The organism is Neisseria yangbaofengii, assembly GCF_014898075.1.
GTDB lineage: Bacteria > Pseudomonadota > Gammaproteobacteria > Burkholderiales > Neisseriaceae > Neisseria > Neisseria yangbaofengii.
Genome location: NZ_CP062976.1, coordinates 1,665,477 through 1,688,923, shown reverse-complemented (window position 1 = coordinate 1,688,923; position 23,447 = coordinate 1,665,477). Strand labels below are relative to the sequence as shown.

Here is a 23,447-nt window from a genome sequence, read left to right as displayed (position 1 = left end):
AAACGGTTTGCCGCAAAAACATACGTTCAGACGGCCTTAAATCATATTTCATTCATTAGCCCGTGCAAGTAGGAGCAAAACCTGATAGGATTCGTCCTGAATAATTTTCTTATACACGCAAATTAGGAGCATACGATGTTCGGAAAAGCCGGATTAGGCGGGCTGATGAAGCAAGCCCAACAAATGCAGGAAAACATGAAAAAAGCCCAAGCCAAATTGGCGGAAACCGAAGTGAGCGGAGAAGCGGGCAACGGTTTGGTCAAAGTGACCATGACTTGCGCGCATGTGGTACGCAAACTCGACATCAGCGAAGACTTGATTAAAGAAGCGGCTGATGACAAAGAAATGTTGGAGGATTTGATTTTGGCCGCGGTAAACGATGCGTCTGCCAAAGCCGAAGAAACCAGCAACAAAACCATGGGCGCGTTTACCCAAGGGTTACCGGCAGGAATGGGTGATTTTTTCCGCTAACCAAGTAAAAGCCGTTCATTCCCAATAAATCAGAAAACCGCTGTTTCGCTTAGGTAGAAACAGCGGTTTTTGATTGATTTACTGAAAAAGACTTTCGCACAATTCAGCTTGCACCAAGGAAACTATGCCTGCCGTCATTGCCGCACAGGCGGAAATCTTGACCTATCGGTTCAGGAATATTTCGTTATGACAGTAATTTGAAGTTCCAAATTCCCGCCTGCACGGGAATGACGGCTTAAAGATTTTTGGAAATTTACAAGTTTTGCAAAGGTTTCGGCCGTCTGAACAATACCTGTTCAGACGGCCCGATATTAATCAATCATGAAAAATCAATACATACCTTCGCGCTCTTCGCGGGTCGAAATGTAGATGTTTTTCACTTGGGTGTAAGCAGCCAACATCATTTTGTGGGTTTCACGACCGATACCGGAAGTTTTATAACCGCCAAACGGTGCGTGTGCAGGCAGACGGTTGTAGCAGTTTACCCAAACGCGGCCGGTTTCCAAGGCGCGTGATACGCGCAAGCAGCGGTTGATGTCTTTACTCCAAACGCCGCCGCCCAAGCCGTATTCCGAATCGTTGGCCATTTTGATGACTTCTTCTTCGGTTTTGAACTTGATAACGGTCGCCACCGGGCCGAAGATTTCTTCTTGTGCGACGCGGGCAGCGTTGTCTCTGGCTTCGATCAGAGTCGGCTCCAAGAATGCGCCATCGGCCAAATAGCCTTCGGCTTTTTTACCGCCGGTAATGATTCGGCAGCCTTCTTGCTCACCGATTTTCACGTATTTCAAAATGGTTTCCAATTGGCCGGCGTTGACTTGCGCGCCCATTTGGGTATCGTCTTCCCAAGGCAGACCGACTTTAACTTTTTTGAATTCTTCCGCCAAGGCTTCAACGAATTTGTCGTAAATGCCTTCTTGCACGAAAATACGCGAACCGGCGCAGCACACTTGGCCTTGGTTGAACAAAATACCTTTTTGAGCACCTTCAAGTGCTTTGTCAAACGGCATGTCGTCGAAGAAAATGTTGGCTGATTTGCCGCCCAATTCCAAAGTGGCCGGAATCAACATTTCTGCGGCGGCGATACCGATGCGGCGGCCGACTTCAGTCGAACCGGTAAAGGCCAGTTTGTTGAAACCTTTGTGATGCAGCATGTATTCGCCGGATTTCGAACCTTTACCGGTGATGACGTTGAACACGCCTTTTGGCAACACATCGTTCACTTTTTGCGCAAAAGACAGCAGGCTCAGCGAGGTGCTGGAAGAAGGGTGCAATACGATGGTGCAACCGGCGGCCAAAGCAGGGGCGATTTTCCAGGCTGCCATCAAGAATGGGAAGTTCCACGGAATGATTTGACCGACCACGCCGATTGGTTCGCGCAGAATCAGCGATAAATCTTCTTCGTCCAATTGGGTCGCAGTGCCTTCTTCGCCGCGAATTACGCCCGCAAAATAGCGGAAGTGGTCGGAAGCCAACGGAATGTCGGCAGCACGGGTTTCGCGAATCGGTTTGCCATTGTCGAGGGTTTCTTGCAGGGCGAACAATTCGGCGTTTTCATCAATAATGTCGGCGATTTTGTTCAGAATTGCAGCGCGTTCGGCAACGGTGGTTTTTTTCCAGGTTTTGAATGCTTCTTGCGCGGCGGCAACGGCGGCATCCACGTCAGCATTGCTGGCATCAACGAATTTCGCCAATTCTTCGCCATTGGCCGGATTGGTGGAAGTCAATAATCTGCCTTCGCTGCCTTTGGTCCATTCGCCGTTGATTAATAAGCCGTATTCTTTGTCAAAAACGTTTAAATCTTTTGCCATGATGCTGTCTCCTGTGTTTTTAGTGCAGTTGTAGTTGACTGTAAGCGAAACGCTTAAGGGTTAGCATAGTATTTTTTGTTATGGAGTTCAAGCGCTAAAAATGCAAAGAAACATGAATTAACAAACTGGAAGCGCACGTTAGAAAGTTGATTGGTTCAATAAAATCAAGTGGGCAGATTATTTAGGCCGTCTGAAAAAATCATTGTATTTCATTTAAATAAAATCGGTTGGTTTTTTCAACCGGAAAATAGACTAATAATGTTATGATATAATAAATCATAATAAATTCAGCAGTCTATGACTTGACGAGAGAGATTCTAAAGTACATACTTAAATCGTGATGCAACGAACAAAATCATCGGGCGCATGATTTATGTATGATTGAATGCGTGCATCCCGTTATTACAATGAAATACCGTTCTGTCAATAAGCCAAACAAGGAGTGTTACCATGAAAATGCGTGCAGTGGTAGTGAATCAAGCTGTTGAAGGTGATGTAGAAGTTGTAGAGCGCGACATCCGTGAATTGGAAGCGGGTGAAGCTTTGGTAGAAGTTGAATATTGCGGCGTGTGTCATACCGACTTGCACGTTGCTGCCGGTGATTACGGTGAAAAACCGGGGCGGGTTTTGGGTCACGAAGGCATTGGTAAGGTCAGCAAAGTGGCTGATGACGTGAAAAGCCTGAAAGTCGGCGACCGCGTGAGTATCGCATGGCTGTTTGAAAGCTGCGGCTCTTGCGAATATTGTAATACCGGCCGTGAAACCTTGTGCCGTAGCGTGGTGAACGCCGGTTATACTGCGGATGGCGGTATGGCGACACACTGTATCGTAACTGCCGATTACGCGGTGAAAGTGCCGGATGGTCTGGATCCTGCACAAGCCAGCTCGATTACTTGCGCCGGTGTGACCACTTATAAAGGCGTGAAAGTATCGAATGTACGTCCCGGTCAATGGATTGCGGTGTATGGTGCCGGTGGTTTGGGTAACTTGGGTGTGCAATACGCGAAAAAAGTATTTGGTGCGCATGTGATTGCCATCGATATTAATGACGACAAACTGGAATTTGCCAAAGAAACCGGCGCTGATTTGGTGATTAACCCGCAAAAAGAAGACGCAGCCAAAGTGATTCAAGAAAAAGTCGGTGGCGCACATGCCGCGATTGTGACTGCCGTATCTTCTGCTGCGTTTAATTCGGCCGTGAATGCCGTGCGTGCCGGTGGCCGCGTGGTTGCAATCGGCTTACCGCCTGAGTCTATGGACTTGTCGATTCCACGCTTGGTATTAGACGGTATTGAAGTGGTAGGCTCTTTAGTGGGTACACGCCAAGACTTGGCCGAAGCCTTCCAATTCGGTGCCGAAGGTTTGGTAGTGCCGAAAGTACAATTGCGCAATTTGGATGAAGCACCTGCAATTTTCCAAGAAATGCGCGAAGGCAAAATTACCGGCCGCATGGTGATTGATATGAAATGCGCTTGCGGTCACGATCGTTAATCTGATCCGTTTATAAAGATTAAAAAGCCGTCCGAATAATGTTCGGACGGCTTTTTTTAATGGCAATTAAATAATTGAAATTAATGAAATCATGCCGTCTGAAATGCTTCAGACGGCCTAATCCATGTAACTCAATCAAAATGATTCATTGGTTTTTAAATAACGCCATTTGCCCGGCGGCAGTTTGCCCAATTTCACTTTACCCATTCGGATACGTTTCAAACCGACCACGCGTAGGCCTACCAGTTCGCACATGCGGCGGATTTGGCGTTTCTTACCTTGTTTCAAAATAAAGCGCAGTTGGTCTTCGTTTTGCCATTCGACTTTGGCCGGACGCAGTTTTTCACCGTCCAAGCTCAAGCCGTGGTTCAGTAATGCCAAACCGTTGCCGTCTAATTTGCCGCGCACACGCACCAAATATTCTTTTTCGCTGTTACTGCTTTCGCCGATTAACTGCTTCGCGATGCGGCCATCTTGCGTCAACACCAGCAAACCTACCGAATCAATATCCAAACGCCCGGCGGGAGCGAGGCCGAATTTGTGTTTCCCGCTAAACGTAATGCGACTGTCGTCGCCTTCCCATTGGTTTTCGGCGGTAATCAATTCAGCCGCTGCTTTATAACCTTTTTCCGCTTGCGCGCTGACATAGCCCATCGGCTTATTCAGTAAAATTGTCACGCGGTTGGCCTGCTGTTCATGCGCCTGTTTGTTTAAATCAATGCGGTCGTTTTCAGTAACTTTTTGGCCGAGTGCAGCGGTTTGCCCATTGACTTTGACCCAGCCTTGTTCGATATAGCTGTCGGCTTCGCGGCGGGAACAGAGACCGAGTTGCGCCATCCGTTTCGACAGACGCATGGGTTCGTTTGTGGATTCCATGGTGTTCACTTTAAAAAATATCGCCGCATTATAGCATTAACGCACCATACTCGCTGCGTGAGAAACAGAGTTTCAGACGGCATCTAAAAATAATATGCCGTCTGAAAAACTGCATGAGACGACAAATTTTAAGCGTGTATAGTACACGGTTGATATTAATTTTTATTTACGGATTTCATAGTATAGTGAATTCATTTTAAAATAGTACGGCGTTGGCTTGCCTAGCCGTATTATCTATACCGTCTTCGGCTCGCCGCCTTGTCCTATTTTAAAGTGGATTTACTATAGTAAAGTAGAATTTGTCCTGGTTATTCAGGGCAGCCACTAAAAGAAAAAGTGTAAACAACGCTGGGATTTTCTACATCAGGCCGTCTGAAAGCATTCATTGCGAATGTTTTCAGACGGCCTTTTTAAGACTTGATTAATAAACATCAAGTGCTTATTCCCATTCGATTGTGGCAGGCGGTTTGCCGCTGACATCGTACACTACGCGGTTGATGCCTTTGACTTCGTTGATGATGCGGTTGGATACACGACCAAGCAGCGAATACGGCAATTCCGCCCAATGAGCAGTCATGAAGTCGCTGGTGATTACGGCGCGTAAGGCGACGACATAATCGTAGGTGCGGCCATCGCCCATCACGCCGACGGATTTTACCGGCAGGAATACGGCAAAGGCCTGGCTGGTAAGATCGTACCATGATGTGCCGTTTTCATCGGCGGTGTTGCGCAATTCTTGGATGAAAATATCGTCGGCTTGGCGCAGTAAGTCGGCGTATTCTTTTTTCACTTCGCCTAAAATACGCACGCCCAAGCCGGGACCCGGGAACGGGTGACGATACACCATTTCGCGCGGTAGACCGAGCGCTACGCCCAGTTCGCGCACTTCGTCTTTAAACAAATCGCGCAATGGCTCCAGCAATTTGAGCTTCATGTTTTCCGGCAGACCGCCGACGTTGTGGTGGGACTTGATGGCATGGGCTTTTTTGGTTTTGGCGCCGGCGGATTCGATTACGTCAGGATAAATCGTGCCTTGCGCCAGCCATTTGGCGTTGGTGAGTTTTTTCTCTTCAGTATCAAATACTTCGATAAATTCTGCGCCGATGATTTTGCGTTTTTTCTCGGGGTCGGTTACGCCGGCGAGTTTGTCCATAAACTGGGTTTCGGCATCGACGTGAATCACTTTTACGCCCAAGTTGCGGGCGAACATATCCATCACCATTTTGCCTTCGTTGAGGCGCAAGAGACCGTGATCGACAAATACACAGGTAAGTTGGTCGCCGATGGCACGGTGAATCAGGGCGGCGGCAACGCTGGAATCAACGCCGCCGGACAAGCCTAAAATCACTTCGTCGCTGCCGACTTGTTCGCGGATTTTGGCGACGGCTTCTTCAATATAATTGGGCATGGTCCAGCTTGGTTGTGCGCCGCAGATGTCTAAAACAAAGCGGTTCAACAAAGCCCTGCCTTGCTTGGTGTGGGTTACTTCGGGGTGGAACTGGATACCGTAAAACTGTTTGTCGGCGTTTTCCATCATGGCAATCGGGCAGGACGGAGTGTCGCCGATTACGGCAAAACCTTCGGGCAGTTTGGACACTTTGTCGCCGTGGCTCATCCATACGTCGAGTGTGTTCGGTGCTTCATCCTGAATGCCTCGGGTCAGTTCGCTGTCGATGGTTTTCACTTGGGCATAACCGAATTCACGCTGGTTGCCGGGGCTGACTTCGCCGCCTAAGTGGTGCGCCATAAACTGCATACCGTAACAGATGCCCAATACGGGAATGCCCAAATCGAAAATGCCGGTGTCGGCTTGGTAATCGGAGGCGTACACAGAATTCGGGCCGCCGGAGAGAATAATGCCTTTCGGGTTAAAGGCTTTGATGTCTTCAAGCGGCATGTCGAACGAATGCAGCTCGCAGTAAACATGTGCTTCGCGCACGCGGCGGGCGATGAGCTGGGTGACTTGCGAGCCGAAGTCGAGAATCAGGATTTTGTCTTGGGTCATGATGTTGGGCTTTGTGGAATGAAAGAGAATGCGGCGCAATAAAAGGCCGTCTGAAAAATGGCGACATTGTACCAGTTTTAGACGGCCTTTGCATAAGCAAATCGGTGGCGGATAGATGAGTTTGTATACTGTTTTAAAACTTTTCAGACGGCTTTGATTAGATTAAACAGGCCGTCTGAAAGGTGTATAGGTTCAAAAGCTTGCTTTATAAATCGCTTCCTTTCAAATCGCGCGTGTACACTTTATCGGCGACGTCTTCCAAGTTTTCATGCAGACGGTTGGCCAAGATGATGTCGGCGCGTTTTTTGAATTCGTCCAAATTCTGAACTACTTCCGAACCGAAGAAGTCACTGCCGTGGTATTCGGGTTCGTACACAATCACCGGCACGCCGTGTTTTTTGATACGCTTCATCACGCCTTGAATGCTGGAGCTGCGGAAATTGTCGGAACCGGATTTCATGGTCAGGCGGTAGATGCCGACGGTGGACGGACGGTGGCGCAATACGTCTTCGGCGATAAAGTCTTTGCGCGTGCGGTTAGACTCGACAATCGCCGTAATCAGGTTTTGCGGAATGTTTTGGTAATTGGCCAGCAATTGCTTGGTGTCTTTGGGCAGACAGTAGCCGCCGTAGCCGAACGACGGATTGTTGTAATGCGTGCCGATGCGCGGGTCGGCAGACACGCCGCCGATAATGTCGGCGGTGTTGAGGTCGAAAGTGGCGGCAAACGAATCAAGTTCGTTAAAAAAAGCCACGCGCAAAGCCAAGTAAGTATTGGAAAACAGTTTAATCGATTCGGCTTCGGTCGGGTGGGTCAGGATAATCGGCGTATCCGGTTTCAGGCTGCAATCACGCAACGCTTCGGCAAATTTTTGCGCTGCTTCGCCGGTGTCGCCCATGACAATGCGAGACGGGTAAAGGTTGTCGTATAAGGCTTTGCTTTCACGCAAAAATTCCGGTGAGAAAATGATGCGGTCGGTTTGGAACCGTTCGCGCATTTTGTCGACAAAGCCGACCGGAATGGTGGATTTGATGATGATGTGGCCGTGACTGTTGGCCGCCAAAGCGGTGGTCAACACAGATTCGACCGAGTCGGTATTGAAATAATCGGTTTCGGGATTATAGTCGGTCGGGGTGGCCACCACAACGTAATCGGCATCGGCATATACGCCGGACGCATCAGTAGTGGCGTGCAGCGTGAGCGTGTGTTCGGCCAAATATTTGCTGATTTCATCATCTTGAATCGGCGAGATTTTCCGGTTGATTAAATCCACTCGCTCTTGATTGACATCCAAAAGCGTGACGGCATGTTGTTGGGCAAATAAAACGGCGTTGGACAGGCCGACATAGCCTGCGCCGACAACGGTAATTTTCATAGTATTTCTCGTTATGGTTGTTTGAGGTTATTCAGGCGGCTTTCGCACAGCAGCAGCAGCGGCTCAGTGGTGTGGCTGCGTTCGTCAAATAAGGTGCTGATGCGGATATGGCGCGCTAATGCTAATGTTGTATATGCTTCCACAGTATTTGCAGCTTGTGGATTGTGGGTTAGGAATTGTTGTCCGAACGCTCTTTCGTGGGCGCACAGTGCATCTGTTTTGCCATAGCGGCGTAAGGCGAACTCTTTAATGTGGGCAAGATAATTGCCGGCATCCAATGCGCCATCGCCACGGCAAGCCAAGTCTAAATCCAGCAGCACCATGCGGCCGGGTGTGCCGTAGGGTTCGAGGATTTGGTCTTGGTAGAAATCGCGGTGCAGGATTTCAGACGGCCTTTCAGGCAGTGAACCAATCAATGTTTTGCATTGCGCTGCGACTTTGGCAATGCGTTCGGCCAAATGGGGCAGCTTGGTTTGCGCTTCGGTTAAGGCTTTATCGAGCACCGTCCATTCGTCTGCCGGTTGCCAGCAAGGTAAATCCAAATCATCGCCCACACCGCTTTGATGCAAGGCAATCAAGGCATTGGCAGCGGCTTTGCCTAAGAAGGCTAAGCGGCGGTTTTCCGGATACAGCAGCGAGCCGATAGTTTGGCCGTCGATGCGGCTTTGAAACCAAGTGTTTAATTCAGGCAATACGCCCAGCACTTCCGGCACGCCGGTTTCAGACGGCCTGTCAAAGCCTTTTTGCCACAAGGCTTGTTGAATGCGCGGGGAATGTTTGTCTAAACCTTTGGCACGGTATTTGCCGATAAAGCGCCGATTGCCGTTTTGCTTAGGCAAGGCATATTCCACCAAGGCGCGGCGGCCGGGTTTGTGATGGCGCAAGCATGCGGAAGCAAGATGTTCTGTTGCGCCGATAATGCCCGCTTGTTGCAGCAGCGGCTGCATGTTGGCGGTATCGAGCAAATCGGCGATGATTGGTTCTTGCACCGAATCCGTGTTGAGAGCAGGGGCAGGCGCAGAAACAATATCTTCTGCATCCAGCAGGGCGTGCGTGCGTTGCAGGATTTGCAGGGTGTATTGATCCCAATACGGACTGCGTTTGCGAAACGGCTCGGCAGCCAAGCGCAATAATGCCGAGGCGGTAAACAGGCGCAAACCGGCTTCATCGGCCTCTCGTTTCCGGCGATAACTCTGCAACAGGCCGTCTGAAAGTCGGTCGGCTTCATGGCGCGTTATCAAGCCTTCAATCAACTGCAATTCCAATCGGGCGATAAAGCTGGCCAAATCCAATAGCGGATGACCTTGTGCGGAGCGATCCCAGTCGAGAATATGCAGCTTGATTTCACCGTTTTTGCTGATGCGCCGAATCACTTGGTCAAGCGAAAAATCACCGTGGATTAACGTCGCTTGCTCCGGCAAATGGGTCAGGTCGCAGGTAATGCGGTTTTGCAGTGTTTCAAACCAATCGATGTATTCGGGCAGAATATGGCGGAAGGTATTCGCCACGCCGCCAACCGAACGGATTTCGTCGGCCAGCGTATAGCGGGTAGGGTGTTGATAACCGGCGCTGTGGATGCGGGCCAGTTTCTTACCCAATTCGGCGACAAGCCGGTCATCGGGCGCACGGCCTTCTTCCGGACACAAGCTGTCGCCTTTTTGCCAGCGCGTGGCTAAGGTACAACTGGTGCCGTCGGCACCGGCCAACACCACGCCGCCGTGAGATACCCCAAAAGCACTGCCGATCAACATTTTGCTGAATTCGTCAGGCGTGCTGCTGCGCAAGATAGCCACAGGTACATCGCCGTAGCTGACTTTCGCCACTAAACGGCGCTCGGGTTTGTAGCGCAGAATATCGACTTTGGGTCTGCCTGTTTCAAAAGCAGGCAGAGAGCAGGCTTTGAGCATGCGGCGCAGAGCATTGCCGGAAACCAACCAATCCATCTTGCCGATGGAGCGGTCATGTATCGGGTGCAGTAGCATGATGCACAATTCAGGCAAGGCCAAAGGCGCATGATCCCCACCTTTTTTCACCAGCTTTTGGCGGGAAGGTTTGTTCCATGATTCTTGGAAACGCTTGGGGGTTAGGGCTTTGGCGTAATAACGCAAGCCAAGGCCGTCGCCCAATTCGATATACAAAGTGCTTGCGCAGCTATTGCCGGGTTTGTAACGCAGATATTGAATTTCTACTTTGACGGCATGTTGGAAAGGCTCAAGGGTTTTGAGCTTTTCCAACAGCAATTCCGTATCCAGCAAAGCAGCCAGCCCGGGCAGGCAGGTGTCGCGCGATACAATCCGTTTATCAGCTTCAATCAACATGATGGTCCTTCTGGTTTAACTAATCTGCATTTTCCACCAGCCGGCGTAATGGCCGCCGCGGGCAAGCAGTTGTTCATGGCTGCCTTGTTCTATGACCACGCCTTTTTCAATGAAAATAATGCGGTCGGTGGTGGCGGCAAAAGCCAAGTCGTGGGTAATCACAATGGTGGTGCGCGATTTCATCAATTTATGCAATGCATTGATCACATGGCTTTCACTTTCACGGTCAAGGCCGACGGTAGGTTCGTCCAACACCAAGATGGTGCTGCGGTTGATAGCTGCGCGTGCGATGGCGATGCGTTGGCGTTGGCCGCCGGAAAGCGAACCGCCGCGCTCACTCAATACCGTGTCGTAACCTTCGGGCATGGCCATGATGAAATCGTGCGCATTGGCCATTTTGGCTGCGGCAATGATTTCTTCGTCTTTAACGTCGCCGCTGTTGTGCAGCGCCCCCAAGGCAATGTTATCGCGCACGCTCAAGCCAAACAGCAGATTGTCTTGCGGCACCACGGCAATGTGTTTGCGCATGCTGGCGATGGTGTAATTGCGGATGTCTTGCCCGTCGATGCGCACGGCACCGCTTTGGGGTTCGTACAGACGCAGCAGCAGGCTGGTCAGCGTGGTTTTGCCGGAGCCGGAAGGGCCGACAATCGCCACGCTTTCACCGGAAAGAATGTGGAAATTTACATCTTCCAGCACAGCCGTTTCACTTTGGCCGGGATCTTGGTAGGTAAAGCGCACGTGGTCAAAATGAATTTGGCCGCGGGTATGGGTTAAATCTTCTGCACCCGGCTTGTCGGTGATATCCGACTGCTGATCGAGCGCATCGACAATGCGCTCGCCCGCTGCCAAGGCTTTCGACAAACGTGCGGTGTATTTGGCGTATTCGCGCACCGGACGGAACGAATTATTGAGATACGACATAAACACAATCAGTTCGCCCGGTGACATCAGTTTTTTCAATACCGAATTGGCACCGTAAAACAACACGAAAGCAGTCACGAACGCCACCAAAATATCGACGCGTCGCTCCAAACCTGCCGCCAGCTTTTTAGATTTGACTTCCTGTTTGCGGCTTTGGCTGTTGTTGCCTTCAAAGCTTCGGATGGTTTCGCCTTCCAGCGACAGCGATTGAATGGTGCGGATAGATGCAAAATATTCCGAGGCTTTGGAAGCCAGGTTGCCTTCTTTTTTACGCTGTTCACGGCTGACTTGGTGGATGCGTTTGCCGGAACGGTTGGTTGTCAGCCACAACAGCGGCAGCGAGGCAATCGCAAACAGAGCCAGCTTCCAATTCAAATACAGCATTACGCCGAGCATGCCGCTCAACACAAAAATATTCGCCAACATCGGCATCAGTGCCGTTACCACTGCTTCGCGCAGCATGGCCACGTCACTGACCAAGCGCATGGTCAAATCGCCGTTTTTCGCTTTCGAGTGAAAACGCATCGACAAACCGAGCAAATGAGCGAACAAATCGCTGCGCACTTTGGCCAAAATACGGCTGCCTGCCAGCGATAAGCCGATGGTGCTGAAATAGTTGCCGGCTGCCATCAACAGCGCAATCAGGATAACCGCTAAGCTGCAGCCCAACAGCAGATATTGCGTATCGATGGATTCCAACGTCATGCCGAACATCATGTTCTCGAATTGGATATTTTTGACGGCCGTTTCATTGGCGATGCCGTCGTCGATTTTGTCGACATGTTCGACGACCGACACCAAAATATGGTCGACCGCAAACGCCAACGGCAAGGGTTTGAGCAGGCGTACAAAGGTTGCCGTGAGCAGGGAGAGCAGCGAACCGGCAATCAGCCAGCGCTCGGGACGGATGTAGGATCGGAAGCGGTAAGCGACTTTCCACCACGAGCTGTTGGTCAAGCTGCCGGCCGCATCGTTCGGTATTGTTTTACGCCACCGGCTGAAAAGGCGCGGTTTGTCGTGTTGATTATTGTTGTTTTGCATTGGTATCAATCTTGTGGGTTAGGCGTTTTTCAGACGGCCTGTAGCAGCGGCAATCTCTAAAATTTTGTTTACCACAGCCAGCCAACTGTGCGACCGTTCGGCAGTCAGTCGGGCGTTGTGGCCGAGCTGTCGTAGGCGTTCCGGCTGATCAAGCAAATCATGCAAACATTGCGCCATGGCTTCAGGATTTTCCGCTTCGACTAATACGCCGTTGAGGCCGTCTGAAACCACGCTTTCCAAATGGCCGACACGTGTGGCTACCAGCGCAATACCGGCGGCCATGTATTCGTAAATTTTCAATGGAGAGAAATAGAAGTGTTCCATGTGCGGATAAGGTGCGACGGCAATGTCCATTTTTCCCAACCATTGCGGTACTTCATCAGGCTGCACCGCACCACTGAAGGTCACGCCGTCTGAAAGGCCGAGGCTGTCGATGCGGTTTTTTACCGATTCATACTCAGGCCCGTCGCCGACAATCAGCAGGTCGGCTTGCGGTTTTTTCGCGCGCAACAAAGCCCATGCTTCCACCAAAGTCGCCAAGCCGTGCCACGGTTTGAGCGTGCCCAAAAAGCCGATGGTAGCGGGCGCATTGCTGTGCAGGCGGTCTAAACGCGATGCATTTGCCGCAGCGGCAGGGGCGAAACGTTCCAAAGACACGCCGTTGGCCACCACATGCACGCGGCCTTGTGCTTTAGGAAAGGTTTCCAAATATTGTTTTACGCCCGGCGACACCGCAATCATGGCATCGGCATTGGCAAACACTGATTCGGCGATGGCTTGCGCTTCGTCTTCCAAAGGCAATTCGCGGTGCTTCTTCTGCTCTTCGATTAAAGGGGCGTTCACTTCCAAAATGCCTGCACAGCCGTGTTGTTTGGCAAACTGCATACCGGCATTGCTCCACAGTGAATAACGCTCGTAGACTATGTCGAACGGAGCTTCCGCTTCCAGCATGGCGGCCAATTTGTTATTGGCATCCAATGCGGCGCGGGCGCGGATTTCGGCGGAATCTTTCGGTAATTTATCCAAGCGGCGGATGGTGATGTTTTTTAATTCTTCAGGTACATCGCCGTCTAAGCGTTGCGCAAACAGGGTCACGTCCAGCCCTTTTTGCAACATGCCTTTAATCACTTCCTGTACATGTACGGAAGCGCCTTTGGTGCCGAAAACGGGAATGCCGGGGTCGGCGCAGATGTAGGCTACTCTCATGTTTTGCTCCCTTGGTTTGCGATAGATTGTCGGGCAACGGCATCGGTAAACAATGCACGCAATTTGACGGTATTGAGGTCTTCATCATATTCCTGCTCGATAAGCCGACGGCCGTTTTGTGCCAAGGTGCGGCACAAATCATGGTCTTCCAGCAAGCGCTGCACGGCATCGGCTAAGGCTTGGGGATCGCGTTCCGGCACACATAAACCGGTAAGGCCGTCTGAAACCAATTCCGGAATACCGGCCACTTGCGTTGAAATCACCGGCGTACCCAAAGCCATGGATTCGAGCAATACGGTCGGTAAACCGTCGCGGTCACCGTCTTCGCTGATGACACAAGGTGCGACCACCATATTGGCACTTTTCATCAAGTCGATGATGTCCGGTTGCGGCATAGGGCCGACCATGGTGACTAAACCGGCCAAACCCAAGGTTTCGATTTGCTCGGCCAAAGGCGCTTGCAATGGACCGCCGCCAATCAGGGTGCAGCGGAACGCGACATTTTGTTTTTTCAGCAAAGCCAAAGCATCCAGCAAAACGTCAAAACCTTTTTTCGGCACTAAGCGGCCGACGGCGACAATGTGGCGTTCGCGTGAACCGAATTCGGCGTAAGGGAATTTGCCTAAATCCATGCCGTTGTAAATGCGCAGGGCGTTAGAGGCATCTTCGCCGTATTGCTCGCGCAAGTAAGCCAAGTTGTAATCGGATACGGTCACGGTAGCGGCGGCATCGCGCATTTTCTTATCCAGCTCGACAGATTCGGCATATTGGAAATAAATGTCTTTGGCGTGGGCGGTAAAGGTGTAGCTGATGCCCGCAAAAATAGCAGCTTGTCTGGCAACGGTGGTGGCTTGGGTACCGAAGTGGGCATGCAGGTGCTGAATACCGCGTATCTTGATCTGCAAAGCCAACATGATGCTTTGTGCCAATTCATGCACATTACAGCTGGCTTCGGCTAAATGTTTGCCAAAGTCGGGCAACTCTTTAAAGGCCGTCTGAAACAGTTGCCATACTGCTTCGGGTTTGTATTGTTTGTTGTCGTAACGCGTGACCGGTGCGCGCACTTTGGAAATGCCGTCTTGGAAATGGGTTTCTTCAACCGGCCCCAAGGCAAAAATGTCGATTTTCAAGTTTTCACGTTCGTGTGCCAAAATTTCATTCACGACAAAGGTTTCGGAAAAGCGTGGGTAGCGTTTCAAAACGTAGCCGACGTAAAGTGGGGTGGCGGAGTGTTCAGTATGCGGATTCATGAGATCTTCGCTTATCAATAGGGATATCAAAACTAATGGTTTTTAAGAATGGTGCCGATTTCAGCCGCCACGCGATCAAGGCCGTCAAAGCGCAGGCTGGTACGGGCATCGGCTTGAGGTTTCGCCGATTGCATAAAGGCACTCAGAGCATCCGAACTCAACTCATCAGGATGCAGGCATTCAATGATGCCGTTTTGCGCTAATCGAGAAGCGCGTATCCATTGCTCGGTGCGCGGCTTAATGCGCGGCACAATCAGTGCGCGTTTGTTGAACGACAGGATTTCGGTGGTGGTGTTGTAGCCGCCCATTGAAATAATGCATTCCGCTTCGCGCATGATTTTCAAAGGCTCGGGCACAAAATCGACCACTTTGATGTCTTGCAGCGGCCGCTCTTTGGCCATGGCATGCAGTCGGGCGCGTTGCTCTTCCGGCATCAATGCGCCGGTAATCAACAGCCCGCGCCAATTTTCAGGCAGGGTGGATTGGATAAAGGCTTGTGCCACTTCAAAACCGTCTTGCCCGCCGCCCAAAGCGCACAAAGCAAAAGGGCTTTCGATTTCGGAAGCGCCGACGCGCAGGCCGCGAACTTCCATGCGGCGGCTTTGGTCGAGATAGCCGACATAGTGCAGTTTTTCAACAATATCGGGCGCAATTTGGTATTCGTCGGCAAAGTTGTAGAGATTCGGGTCGCCATACACCCAAATACTTGAAAAATACAGACGGATGATTTCGATGTTTTGCAGTTTTTTCCATTGGCTGCGTACGGTCTCCGGTTCATCGATGATGTCGCGCACGCCTAATACGATGTGCGTGCCGCGGCTGGCCAGCTCTGGCAGGATGTTGTCCAGCTCGTTCATCGCACCGCGCGGCACGTTGTCGACCACCATGATGTCGGGTTTGAAAGCTTCTAAAGCAGCGTGAATGATGTTTTTGCGGATATGGGTCAGACGCTTGACACTTTTGCCCAGCGAACGGGGAATATATTCGCCCTGCACCGTTTTGAAATAAGTCGGCAGGGTGACGCTGTCGGCGCCTTTGGGCAGTTTGAATGCGCCGGATTCGCGTACGCCGGAAATCAATAAAACTTCGGCATCGGGATACGCTTCCAAGGCAGATTGCGCCAGCAGGATATTGCGGCGGATGTGTCCTAAGCCCATTGTGTCGTGTGAATAAAAGGCTATGCGGGGGGAGGTTTTACAGTCTCTTTCCATGTGAATCATTGCTTCGGTTGTTGGGTAAACTTGCCGACGATTGCGCCGACAGTATGGTGAAATGCTCGAAAAGGGCGCTAATGTAGCATTAACGCCAAATATCAGCCATTTCGATAATTTACGGATAGGTTTGTTTTCTTAACATTTATACCGGAGTAAACAAATCGATATTTGCGCCGGGCAATAATCAAAACATGGCTGCGATTAGTTAAACCAAAGCTGTGCATATTTTTTGTATAAATTTTATTGCTGTTGGCATTATCAAAAGAGGGTAAGGCGTAAATTTAATTTTTCTTTTTTTAACAAAATTAAAATAATATAGAAAATTATTAAACGAAATAGTTAAATTAACTGTAGTTATTGTTTATTTGTTTAAGTTTGGATGTTGCTTTGTCAATAAAACACAGATAGACTTGCGCCAATTCACTAAATAGCTAACCTATTTTTTTTTAAGGAATCTCAACCATGAATAAAACGGCACTGACGTTTTTATTATCTGCCGCCATCGCCCTGCCGGCCGGTGCGGCGACGGTATTTGAAAGCGATGAAACCGGCACCAAAATCGATTTTGCCGGCTCTGCCCGTATCAAATGGGAAACCTCAGCCGATAAAGCAACCGATGTTCGCAAGGGCGAAACCACTAAAGAAAGTAAAAATCATCCGATTACCAACAACGGCTCGCGTTTCGGCTTTAAAGCCAAACAGTCTTTGGGTAATGGCGATCTTTATGCTTTAGGCCGTGTGGAGTGGCGCTTCCGCGGTAAAGACAGTAACGGCGTTGACCGTCCGTCTAACCATGATTTTGACCATATCTACACCCGCCAATTATACGGAGGAATCGGTCATAAACGTTATGGCGAACTGACATACGGCAACCAAACGTTGATTACGGATGATGTGAAGCAAACCGATTTGGCCAACACTTTGAGCCTGAGCGATGGCCTGTTGGCATCAGGTGCACGCCGTTCGGTTCAATATAAATATGAAAACAAAGATCAAGGTATCAAAACCGGTGTGTTTTACGGTGGCCGCAGTCCGCGTGGTAATGATGGTTTGAGCGAAACCCGTAAAGATATTATAGGTGCCGGTTTGATAAAAACATTTAAAGTCAATGATGGTGACGAATGGAATGTTGCCGTGGGTGCAACCCGCGAGCGTTACCGCCAAGAAGAGCCGGCGGACTATATCCGCACCGCTTATGCGTTCGGCACGGCGTATACATTTGGCGACACCACCGTTGGCCTCGACATCGAACGCCGTATCCGTAAGGACGAGGAGGAGGCAGGCCATAAACGCACCAACGATGAAATCCGTACTGCTGTTTACCACAAGTTAACCGGAGATTGGCGTGCTTACGGCATGTATGCCTACAAAACTGAAAAGCGTGACCAAGTGTCTTCTTCTGACCGCAAAGAGAAGCAACATCAATTTATGGTCGGCACGGAGTATTACTTGATTCCGAAAGGCGAATTGATTGATGTGAAGACTTTTGCCGAAGTGCAAACCACGCGTTCCAAGCAATATCGTAACGGTGAGTTACGCACCAAAGAACGCAATTACGCTACTGTAGTCGGTTTGCGTGTTTCTTGGTAAAATTTGTCTGATGGAATAGAAAAAGGCCGTCTGAAATGTTCAGACGGCCTTTTGTCGTAAACGGACAATAAATATTTCGGTTTAAGTTAGGAAGCTGGCGATTGATTACGGCGGTTAATCCAAGCCACTAAAGACAGCATTACCGGCACTTCTACCAATACGCCGGCCACCGTAGCCAATGCGGCTCCGGAATGTAGGCCGAATAAAGAAATGGCAACTGCAACAGCCAATTCAAAGAAATTACTGGTGCCGATCAGGCAGGCGGGAGCAGCAATTTCATGCGGTAAATTCAGGCGTTTGGCTGCCCAATAGCCGAGAAAGAAAATGCCGTAGGTTTGTACCAACAAAGGAATGGCAATCAGCACAATGATAAATGGCCGGCTTAAAATGGTTTGCGCCTGAAAAGCGAACAATAACACCACGGTCAGCAATAAGCCGAAGATAGAAAAAGGCTTGAGCTTGACCGTAAACGAGTCAACCGGAAGGCTTTTGTTCAGCAGGATTTTACGCGTGCTTAATCCGGCCAAAAGCGGCAGCAACACATATAAAATCATGCTGTAAACCAAGGTTTGCCAAGGAATGCTGATGTCGCTCACGCCCAATAAAAATCCGGCAATGGGTGCAAAGGCAAAAATCATAATAATGTCATTAACCGAGACTTGCACCAGCGTGTAATTCGGGTCGCCTTTCACCAGTTGTGACCATATAAATACCATGGCGGTACAGGGTGCGGCACCGAGCAAAATTATGCCGGCGATGTATTCTTGAGCCGATTGCGGATCGATCCAAGGCGCAAACAGCCCGCGGAAAAACAGCCAACCGATAAGCGCCATGGTAAAGGGTTTTACCAGCCAGTTTACCACGACCGTCATCATCAAACCTTTCGGTTTCTGACCGGCATCTTTAATGGCTGACCAATCGATTTGAATCATCATCGGATAAATCATCAGCCAAATCAACACGGCGACAGGTAAGTTGATGTGTGCCATTTCCATCAAGGCAATGTATTGAATGGTCTGCGGAAAAATGGTACCGATGATGACACCGGCGGCAATGGCGAGTAACACCCAGATACTGAGAAATCGTTCGAAAATACCCATAATTTATCTAAAAATAATTGAATGATTAAAAGAAAAAAGGCCGAGTGATTCTCGGCCTTTCAGTTTATCGGGATAAGCGGTCGGTATGCTTGGGTATTTTATATGGAATCATGCTGCTGCGCGAGAGCAGTAATAAGCAGCCCAGCACCATCATGCCCAAGGCAATCAGTGGAGAGTAGGCAAACCAGTATTCGATGCGCAGGTAAATGGCTGCGCCGATATACATCAAAATCGGGCCGGAAATAATCGATTGCTTGTTGATGCCGTCCATAACCATCACCGCCAATCCCGCCACGGCTAAGCCGATGGCAATCAGGGTTGCGGTGGCAGGCAGAATGCCGGTGGTTTTTAAAAACCAAACCGCACCAAACAGAATTAAAAACAAAGGCAGGGCAAGTGAGGCTTGTCGCATGGTGTTTCCCTTCGCAGGATACTGGGTTTTAAGATGGCATCATTATTGTGGCAGAAGCGCATCTTGAAAAGCTGATAAAGTGCAATCTTGCGTGTTTTTGGGCAAGGATTGAGGAGGAATGTGTAAAACTATCGGCTGCAAATATTTCAGACGGCCTTGGGATTATGTTCAAAGGCCGTCTGAAAAACATGGATAATTAACGAGTTACCTTCATCAAGCGCTGTTTCTCACGTTTCCAATCGGCTTCTTTCAGGCTTTGGCGTTTGTCGTGTTGTTTTTTACCCTTCGCCAAACCGATTTCCATTTTGATGCGGCCGCGGTTGTAATGCAGATTAAGCGGTACGATGGTGTAACCGGCACGTTCGGTTTTGCCGATAAGTTTGTTAATCTCGGCTTGATTGAGCAGTAATTTGCGCGGGCGGACCGGATCCGGTTTGACGTGGGTCGAAGCGGTCGGCAGGGCAGTGACGTGGCAACCGACCAGATAAAACGCGTCTTTTTTCCAGTAGATATAGCTTTCTTTGAGCTGCACACGGCCGGCACGGATAGCTTTTACTTCCCACCCTTCCAGCACCAAACCGGCTTCAATTTGGTCTTCGATAAAGTAATCGTGAAAGGCTTTTTTATTATTGGCAATACTCATAATGCTGATTCTTTATAGGTTTTCAGACGGCCTATTTTATCAGGCCGTCTGAAAAAGGGAAATAACAGGCCAAGAGCTTTGAGGCCGTCTGAAAACCGGCAAATGTTTAAAATGCTTTCACTAAGGCAAAACGTGCTACCGTTTCGCCGTTGAATTCAACGGTTTCAGCAAACATAGCGGCAGGGCGTACCCACAAACCGAATTCGCCGTATAAAGCGCGGTAAACGACCAATTCTTCTTCGGTTTCGCTGTGGCGGGCAAGGCCGTTGACTTCGTAAAGATTGCCCTTGTAGTGGCGGTAAATGCCGGCAGGAATGGGATGTTTCATGATCGGATATGGCGTTGGTAAAAAAGGTTGGGGTTAGTGATGTCTTTAGTGAGGTGGTTTTGAATCGGCCGGTTCGATTAAAAGGCAGTCTTGCGCTTCGGCAACGGCACGGAAAACTTCGCCTTGGTTGCAAAAATATGCAATTAACTCATCAAGTTGCATTAATGCATGTTGATAATCGCCCATGTCGTACCAATAAAAAATGGCGGGATATCCCGCCATCACATTACGGCTTACGCCGCGCATTCATTTAAGCAGCCTGAATGTTAGCAGCTTGTTTGCCTTTAGGGCCGGTGGTCACTTCGAAAGACACGCGTTGGCCTTCTTTCAGGGTTTTGAAACCATCCATGTTGATCGCGGAGAAGTGGGCGAACAAGTCTTCGCCACCTTCATCCGGAGTGATGAAACCAAAACCTTTAGCGTCGTTGAACCATTTTACGATACCGGTTGCCATTGAGAACTTCCTATACTTAAAAAATTTAACAAAAACAGCAAATAAGGCAATACGTTAAACCTAAAAGTTTCAAGTTTCTCCCTAAAAACAATTATGCTTCTTCGAGTGCCGGCTCTGCTTAACTGTCTTTTTACATTCGTTAATGTCTGTAGTCAAGTAATGTTTGGGAAAAAGCGGAAATTTTATTAAAATAGTACAAAATACAACAGAAACGCCCCGTTTTTTATTTATTAAGCATAGATTTGCGCAGAGTACGTGATATTGTGCTAAGCCCGGTTTAAAAACGGTTTTGGAGCCACATATACATGAGCAATAACCACACCCGCCACGAGTCGGAAACATTAATAAATGACCGACAAACCCAGCCGCCGAAACGTTACGGCGTTTTCCTGTTAAACGACGATTACACGACCATGGATTTTGTGGTGGCAGTGTTAACCGAAATTTTCATGTTGGGCGAAGAACAAGCCGTCGCGGTGATGCTGCTGGTTCATCATGAGGGCAAGGGCTTGTGCGGCACATATACACGCGATATTGCCCAAACCAAGCAGCAGCAAGTCATGCAGCGCGCCAAGGCAGAAGGCCATCCGCTGCAATGTATCGTTGAGGAGGTTTAATCCATGCTGTCATCAGAATTGGAACGTATTTTACAGGTGCTTTATACCGAAGCGCGCGGCGAACGCTATGAATTCATCAGCTTAGAGCATTTATTGCTGGTGTTGATTGATGAAAGCGAAGCCGTCAGAAACACGCTTGCCGAGTGTGGCACCGATTTGAAATTATTGTCCGACCAGCTCACCGACAGCGTGACCGAAAACACGCCGCAGATTCCCGAGCATTTATTGGACAACACCGAAACGCAGCCGACATTAGGCTTTCAGCGCGTGATCCAACGCGCCATGGTGCACACCCAATCAGCAGGTAAAAGCGAAGTTTCGCCGCTGGATTTGCTGGTGGCGCTTATGAGCGAGAGCGACAGCCATGCCGTGTATTTCCTGAAGCTGCAATCCGTGAGCCGTTTTGAAATTTTGCGCAGCATTGCACATGGCGGTTTGAATGCGGCTGTACAAGAATCTTCAGACGGCCAAGATGCCGAAGAAGGCGGGCAGGGCGAAGAAAAAGGCAATCCGTTGGCCAAATACTGCGTCAACTTAAATGACGAAGCCAACGCCGGCCGCATCGATCCGCTCATCGGCCGAAAGCACGAAATGGAACGCTTGGTGCAGATTTTGTGCCGCCGCCGCAAAAACAATCCTTTGCTGGTGGGCGAGGCGGGTGTTGGCAAAACCGCATTGGCAGAAGGCTTGGCGCATCAGGTTGTGAACGGCAACGTGCCGGAAACGCTGCGAAATGCCGTGGTGTATTCGCTGGACATGGGTGCATTGCTGGCCGGTACCAAATACCGCGGCGATTTTGAAGCGCGTGTAAAAGCCGTGTTGAAACAATTGGAAAAAGTCGAACACGCCATTTTGTTTATCGACGAAATCCACACCATCATCGGCGCGGGCAGCACCAGCGGCGGCACGATGGATGCGTCCAACCTGCTTAAACCGGCATTGGCCAAAGGCTTGTTACGCTGTATCGGCGCAACCACTTACGACGAATACCGCACCATTTTCGACAAAGACCACGCTTTGAGCCGCCGATTCCAAAAAATCGACATGGTCGAGCCGACCGTAGACGAAACCGTGCAAATCCTGCGCGGCTTGAAACCGATGTTTGAAAGTTTTCACCAAGTGCGCTACACCCAAGGCGCATTGGAAGCCGCCGCCGAGCTTTCCGCCCGCTATATCAACGAGCGTTTCTTGCCTGACAAAGCCATTGATGTAATGGACGAAGCCGGTGCGGCGCAACGCATTCTGCCCAAATCCAAGCAGAAAAAAGTCATCGGCAAGGAGCAAATCGAATCGGTGGTTGCCAAAGTTGCCCGTATTCCGGAAAAAACCGTGTCGCACGACGATAAGAAAGTGCTGCAATTCTTGGCTCGCGATTTGAAAAACATGGTTTACGGCCAAGACGATGCCATCGAAGCTTTGGTTGCCGCCGTGAAAATGTCGCGTTCCGGTTTGGGTTTGCCTGATAAACCGATCGGCAGCTTCCTGTTTTCCGGCCCGACCGGTGTGGGCAAAACCGAAGTTGCCCGCCAATTGGCCTTCTCGTTGGGCGTGCCGCTGCAACGCTTTGATATGTCGGAATACATGGAACGCCATGCCGTGTCACGCTTAATCGGTGCGCCGCCGGGCTATGTCGGATTTGATCAAGGCGGTTTGCTGACGGAAGCAGTTAATAAGCAACCGCATTGCGTACTGTTGTTGGATGAAATCGAAAAAGCGCATCCCGATATTTTCAACGTGTTGCTGCAAGTGATGGACGCAGGCCGATTAACCGACAATAACGGCAAAAGTGCGGATTTCCGCAACGTCATTCTGATTATGACCACCAATGCCGGTGCCGAAAGCCTGAGCCGCCCGACCTTCGGCTTTACCGGCAAGCACGAGCGCGGCGACGAAATACAGGCCGTCAACAAAATGTTTACGCCTGAATTCCGCAACCGTTTGGATGCCATTATTCCGTTTGCGCCCTTGTCCGAGCCGATTATTATCAAAGTGGCGGACAAATTCCTGCTGCAATTGGAACATCAGCTGCTCGACAAAAAAGTCGAAGCCGAATTCACGCCGGTATTGCGTAAATACTTGGCAGAAAAAGGATTTGACCCGCAAATGGGAGCCCGCCCAATGCACCGCCTGATTCAGGAAAAAATCCGCAAAGCCTTGGCCGATGAATTGCTCTTCGGTAAGTTGGCAGAAGGCGGCTATGTCAAAATCGACTGGAGCCGTGATAAAGGCGAGGTGGTACTGAAGTTCCAAAAAGGCGCGGCCAAGAAGAAAACGCAAGAGGCCGTCTGAAAAAGACGGATTATGCGTCGAATTGCGTTAGT

20 protein-coding genes are annotated in these 23,447 nt (G+C 49.9%); 5 read left to right on the top strand and 15 right to left on the bottom strand.

Annotated features, from left to right (window positions below):
* The first annotated feature begins 135 nt into the window (after positions 1-135).
* A complete protein-coding gene (locus H4O27_RS08295) occupies positions 136-471 on the top strand; it encodes a YbaB/EbfC family nucleoid-associated protein (protein WP_095502622.1) in 336 nt (111 codons plus the stop codon).
* 329 nt (positions 472-800) lie between these two features.
* Here H4O27_RS08295 and H4O27_RS08290 read toward each other — a convergent pair whose 3' ends face one another.
* Positions 801-2,282 (bottom strand): aldehyde dehydrogenase family protein, encoded by a 1,482-nt coding sequence (locus H4O27_RS08290; RefSeq protein ID WP_165009173.1) that lies wholly within the window; start codon positions 2,280-2,282, stop codon positions 801-803.
* A 450-nt stretch (positions 2,283-2,732) separates the two neighbouring features.
* Between H4O27_RS08290 and adhP the strand changes: the two genes are divergently transcribed.
* Positions 2,733-3,773, top strand: a complete 1,041-nt coding sequence (gene adhP, locus H4O27_RS08285) for an alcohol dehydrogenase AdhP (protein WP_165009175.1) — start codon at positions 2,733-2,735, stop codon at positions 3,771-3,773.
* 135 nt (positions 3,774-3,908) lie between these two features.
* Here the strand turns inward: adhP and H4O27_RS08280 are convergent, their stop codons facing one another.
* The 8 genes from H4O27_RS08280 to H4O27_RS08245 form a co-directional block, all read right to left on the bottom strand.
* Positions 3,909-4,649 carry a pseudouridine synthase gene (locus tag H4O27_RS08280; protein WP_165009177.1) on the bottom strand — a complete coding sequence of 247 codons (741 nt, stop codon included), beginning with the start codon at positions 4,647-4,649 and terminating at the stop codon, positions 3,909-3,911.
* A gap of 439 nt (positions 4,650-5,088) precedes the next feature.
* A complete protein-coding gene (guaA, locus tag H4O27_RS08275) occupies positions 5,089-6,654 on the bottom strand; it encodes a glutamine-hydrolyzing GMP synthase (RefSeq protein WP_165009179.1) in 1,566 nt (521 codons plus the stop codon).
* A 205-nt stretch (positions 6,655-6,859) separates the two neighbouring features.
* Positions 6,860-8,029, bottom strand: a complete 1,170-nt coding sequence (locus H4O27_RS08270) for a nucleotide sugar dehydrogenase (RefSeq protein WP_165009180.1) — start codon at positions 8,027-8,029, stop codon at positions 6,860-6,862.
* An 11-nt stretch (positions 8,030-8,040) separates the two neighbouring features.
* Entirely contained in the window at positions 8,041-10,347 is a 2,307-nt protein-coding gene (locus tag H4O27_RS08265; RefSeq protein ID WP_165009181.1) for a phosphotransferase, read from the bottom strand.
* A 15-nt stretch (positions 10,348-10,362) separates the two neighbouring features.
* Positions 10,363-12,312, bottom strand: coding sequence for an ABC transporter ATP-binding protein (locus H4O27_RS08260; RefSeq protein WP_165009182.1), 1,950 nt, complete (start codon positions 12,310-12,312; stop codon positions 10,363-10,365).
* A gap of 18 nt (positions 12,313-12,330) precedes the next feature.
* Positions 12,331-13,518 carry a glycosyltransferase family 4 protein gene (locus H4O27_RS08255; RefSeq protein ID WP_165009183.1) on the bottom strand — a complete coding sequence of 396 codons (1,188 nt, stop codon included), beginning with the start codon at positions 13,516-13,518 and terminating at the stop codon, positions 12,331-12,333.
* Positions 13,515-14,768 (bottom strand): glycosyltransferase, encoded by a 1,254-nt coding sequence (locus H4O27_RS08250; protein WP_165009184.1) that lies wholly within the window; start codon positions 14,766-14,768, stop codon positions 13,515-13,517. The genes H4O27_RS08255 and H4O27_RS08250 overlap by 4 nt, the downstream gene beginning before the upstream one ends.
* 32 nt (positions 14,769-14,800) lie before the next feature.
* Positions 14,801-15,979 carry a glycosyltransferase family protein gene (locus tag H4O27_RS08245; RefSeq protein WP_226883386.1) on the bottom strand — a complete coding sequence of 393 codons (1,179 nt, stop codon included), beginning with the start codon at positions 15,977-15,979 and terminating at the stop codon, positions 14,801-14,803.
* Between the two features lie 465 nt (positions 15,980-16,444).
* Between H4O27_RS08245 and H4O27_RS08240 the strand changes: the two genes are divergently transcribed.
* Positions 16,445-17,572, top strand: a complete 1,128-nt coding sequence (locus H4O27_RS08240) for a porin (protein WP_165009185.1) — start codon at positions 16,445-16,447, stop codon at positions 17,570-17,572.
* An 86-nt stretch (positions 17,573-17,658) separates the two neighbouring features.
* On the opposite strand, the gene arsB is transcribed toward H4O27_RS08240, so the two are convergent.
* The 6 genes from arsB to H4O27_RS08210 all read right to left on the bottom strand — a co-directional run bounded on the left by arsB (position 17,659) and on the right by H4O27_RS08210 (position 20,509).
* Positions 17,659-18,672 carry an ACR3 family arsenite efflux transporter gene (gene arsB / locus H4O27_RS08235; protein WP_165009186.1) on the bottom strand — a complete coding sequence of 338 codons (1,014 nt, stop codon included), beginning with the start codon at positions 18,670-18,672 and terminating at the stop codon, positions 17,659-17,661.
* Positions 18,673-18,736: 64 nt separating this feature from the next.
* Positions 18,737-19,084 (bottom strand): hypothetical protein, encoded by a 348-nt coding sequence (locus tag H4O27_RS08230; protein WP_165009188.1) that lies wholly within the window; start codon positions 19,082-19,084, stop codon positions 18,737-18,739.
* A gap of 196 nt (positions 19,085-19,280) precedes the next feature.
* Positions 19,281-19,727, bottom strand: coding sequence for an SsrA-binding protein SmpB (gene smpB, locus H4O27_RS08225; RefSeq protein ID WP_100564311.1), 447 nt, complete (start codon positions 19,725-19,727; stop codon positions 19,281-19,283).
* A gap of 106 nt (positions 19,728-19,833) precedes the next feature.
* Positions 19,834-20,055 carry a DUF1653 domain-containing protein gene (locus H4O27_RS08220; RefSeq protein WP_165009190.1) on the bottom strand — a complete coding sequence of 74 codons (222 nt, stop codon included), beginning with the start codon at positions 20,053-20,055 and terminating at the stop codon, positions 19,834-19,836.
* A 45-nt stretch (positions 20,056-20,100) separates the two neighbouring features.
* Positions 20,101-20,301 carry a hypothetical protein gene (locus H4O27_RS08215; protein ID WP_226883385.1) on the bottom strand — a complete coding sequence of 67 codons (201 nt, stop codon included), beginning with the start codon at positions 20,299-20,301 and terminating at the stop codon, positions 20,101-20,103.
* A 4-nt stretch (positions 20,302-20,305) separates the two neighbouring features.
* Complete coding sequence (locus H4O27_RS08210; protein WP_016687461.1) at positions 20,306-20,509, bottom strand: cold-shock protein; 204 nt, start codon at positions 20,507-20,509, stop codon at positions 20,306-20,308.
* A gap of 305 nt (positions 20,510-20,814) precedes the next feature.
* On the opposite strand from H4O27_RS08210, the gene clpS reads away from it, so the two are divergent.
* Together clpS and clpA are read left to right on the top strand one after the other, a co-directional pair.
* On the top strand, positions 20,815-21,126 hold the full coding sequence (gene clpS / locus H4O27_RS08205) for an ATP-dependent Clp protease adapter ClpS (RefSeq protein WP_165009192.1): 312 nt from the start codon (positions 20,815-20,817) through the stop codon (positions 21,124-21,126).
* 3 nt (positions 21,127-21,129) lie between these two features.
* Positions 21,130-23,415, top strand: coding sequence for an ATP-dependent Clp protease ATP-binding subunit ClpA (clpA, locus tag H4O27_RS08200; RefSeq protein ID WP_165009194.1), 2,286 nt, complete (start codon positions 21,130-21,132; stop codon positions 23,413-23,415).
* Positions 23,416-23,447 lie beyond the last annotated feature (32 nt).

What these genes read in the sequence shown, in the direction of transcription:
- H4O27_RS08295 (WP_095502622.1), top strand. Translation starts at nt 136, where the DNA reads ATGTTCGGAAAAGCCGGATTAGGCGGGCTGATGAAGCAAGCCCAACAA.
- H4O27_RS08290 (WP_165009173.1), bottom strand. Translation starts at nt 2,282, where the DNA reads ATGGCAAAAGATTTAAACGTTTTTGACAAAGAATACGGCTTATTAATC.
- adhP (WP_165009175.1), top strand. Translation starts at nt 2,733, where the DNA reads ATGAAAATGCGTGCAGTGGTAGTGAATCAAGCTGTTGAAGGTGATGTA.
- H4O27_RS08280 (WP_165009177.1), bottom strand. Translation starts at nt 4,649, where the DNA reads ATGGAATCCACAAACGAACCCATGCGTCTGTCGAAACGGATGGCGCAA.
- guaA (WP_165009179.1), bottom strand. Translation starts at nt 6,654, where the DNA reads ATGACCCAAGACAAAATCCTGATTCTCGACTTCGGCTCGCAAGTCACC.
- H4O27_RS08270 (WP_165009180.1), bottom strand. Translation starts at nt 8,029, where the DNA reads ATGAAAATTACCGTTGTCGGCGCAGGCTATGTCGGCCTGTCCAACGCC.
- H4O27_RS08265 (WP_165009181.1), bottom strand. Translation starts at nt 10,347, where the DNA reads ATGTTGATTGAAGCTGATAAACGGATTGTATCGCGCGACACCTGCCTG.
- H4O27_RS08260 (WP_165009182.1), bottom strand. Translation starts at nt 12,312, where the DNA reads ATGCAAAACAACAATAATCAACACGACAAACCGCGCCTTTTCAGCCGG.
- H4O27_RS08255 (WP_165009183.1), bottom strand. Translation starts at nt 13,518, where the DNA reads ATGAGAGTAGCCTACATCTGCGCCGACCCCGGCATTCCCGTTTTCGGC.
- H4O27_RS08250 (WP_165009184.1), bottom strand. Translation starts at nt 14,768, where the DNA reads ATGAATCCGCATACTGAACACTCCGCCACCCCACTTTACGTCGGCTAC.
- H4O27_RS08245 (WP_226883386.1), bottom strand. Translation starts at nt 15,979, where the DNA reads ATGGAAAGAGACTGTAAAACCTCCCCCCGCATAGCCTTTTATTCACAC.
- H4O27_RS08240 (WP_165009185.1), top strand. Translation starts at nt 16,445, where the DNA reads ATGAATAAAACGGCACTGACGTTTTTATTATCTGCCGCCATCGCCCTG.
- arsB (WP_165009186.1), bottom strand. Translation starts at nt 18,672, where the DNA reads ATGGGTATTTTCGAACGATTTCTCAGTATCTGGGTGTTACTCGCCATT.
- H4O27_RS08230 (WP_165009188.1), bottom strand. Translation starts at nt 19,084, where the DNA reads ATGCGACAAGCCTCACTTGCCCTGCCTTTGTTTTTAATTCTGTTTGGT.
- smpB (WP_100564311.1), bottom strand. Translation starts at nt 19,727, where the DNA reads ATGAGTATTGCCAATAATAAAAAAGCCTTTCACGATTACTTTATCGAA.
- H4O27_RS08220 (WP_165009190.1), bottom strand. Translation starts at nt 20,055, where the DNA reads ATGAAACATCCCATTCCTGCCGGCATTTACCGCCACTACAAGGGCAAT.
- H4O27_RS08215 (WP_226883385.1), bottom strand. Translation starts at nt 20,301, where the DNA reads ATGCGCGGCGTAAGCCGTAATGTGATGGCGGGATATCCCGCCATTTTT.
- H4O27_RS08210 (WP_016687461.1), bottom strand. Translation starts at nt 20,509, where the DNA reads ATGGCAACCGGTATCGTAAAATGGTTCAACGACGCTAAAGGTTTTGGT.
- clpS (WP_165009192.1), top strand. Translation starts at nt 20,815, where the DNA reads ATGAGCAATAACCACACCCGCCACGAGTCGGAAACATTAATAAATGAC.
- clpA (WP_165009194.1), top strand. Translation starts at nt 21,130, where the DNA reads ATGCTGTCATCAGAATTGGAACGTATTTTACAGGTGCTTTATACCGAA.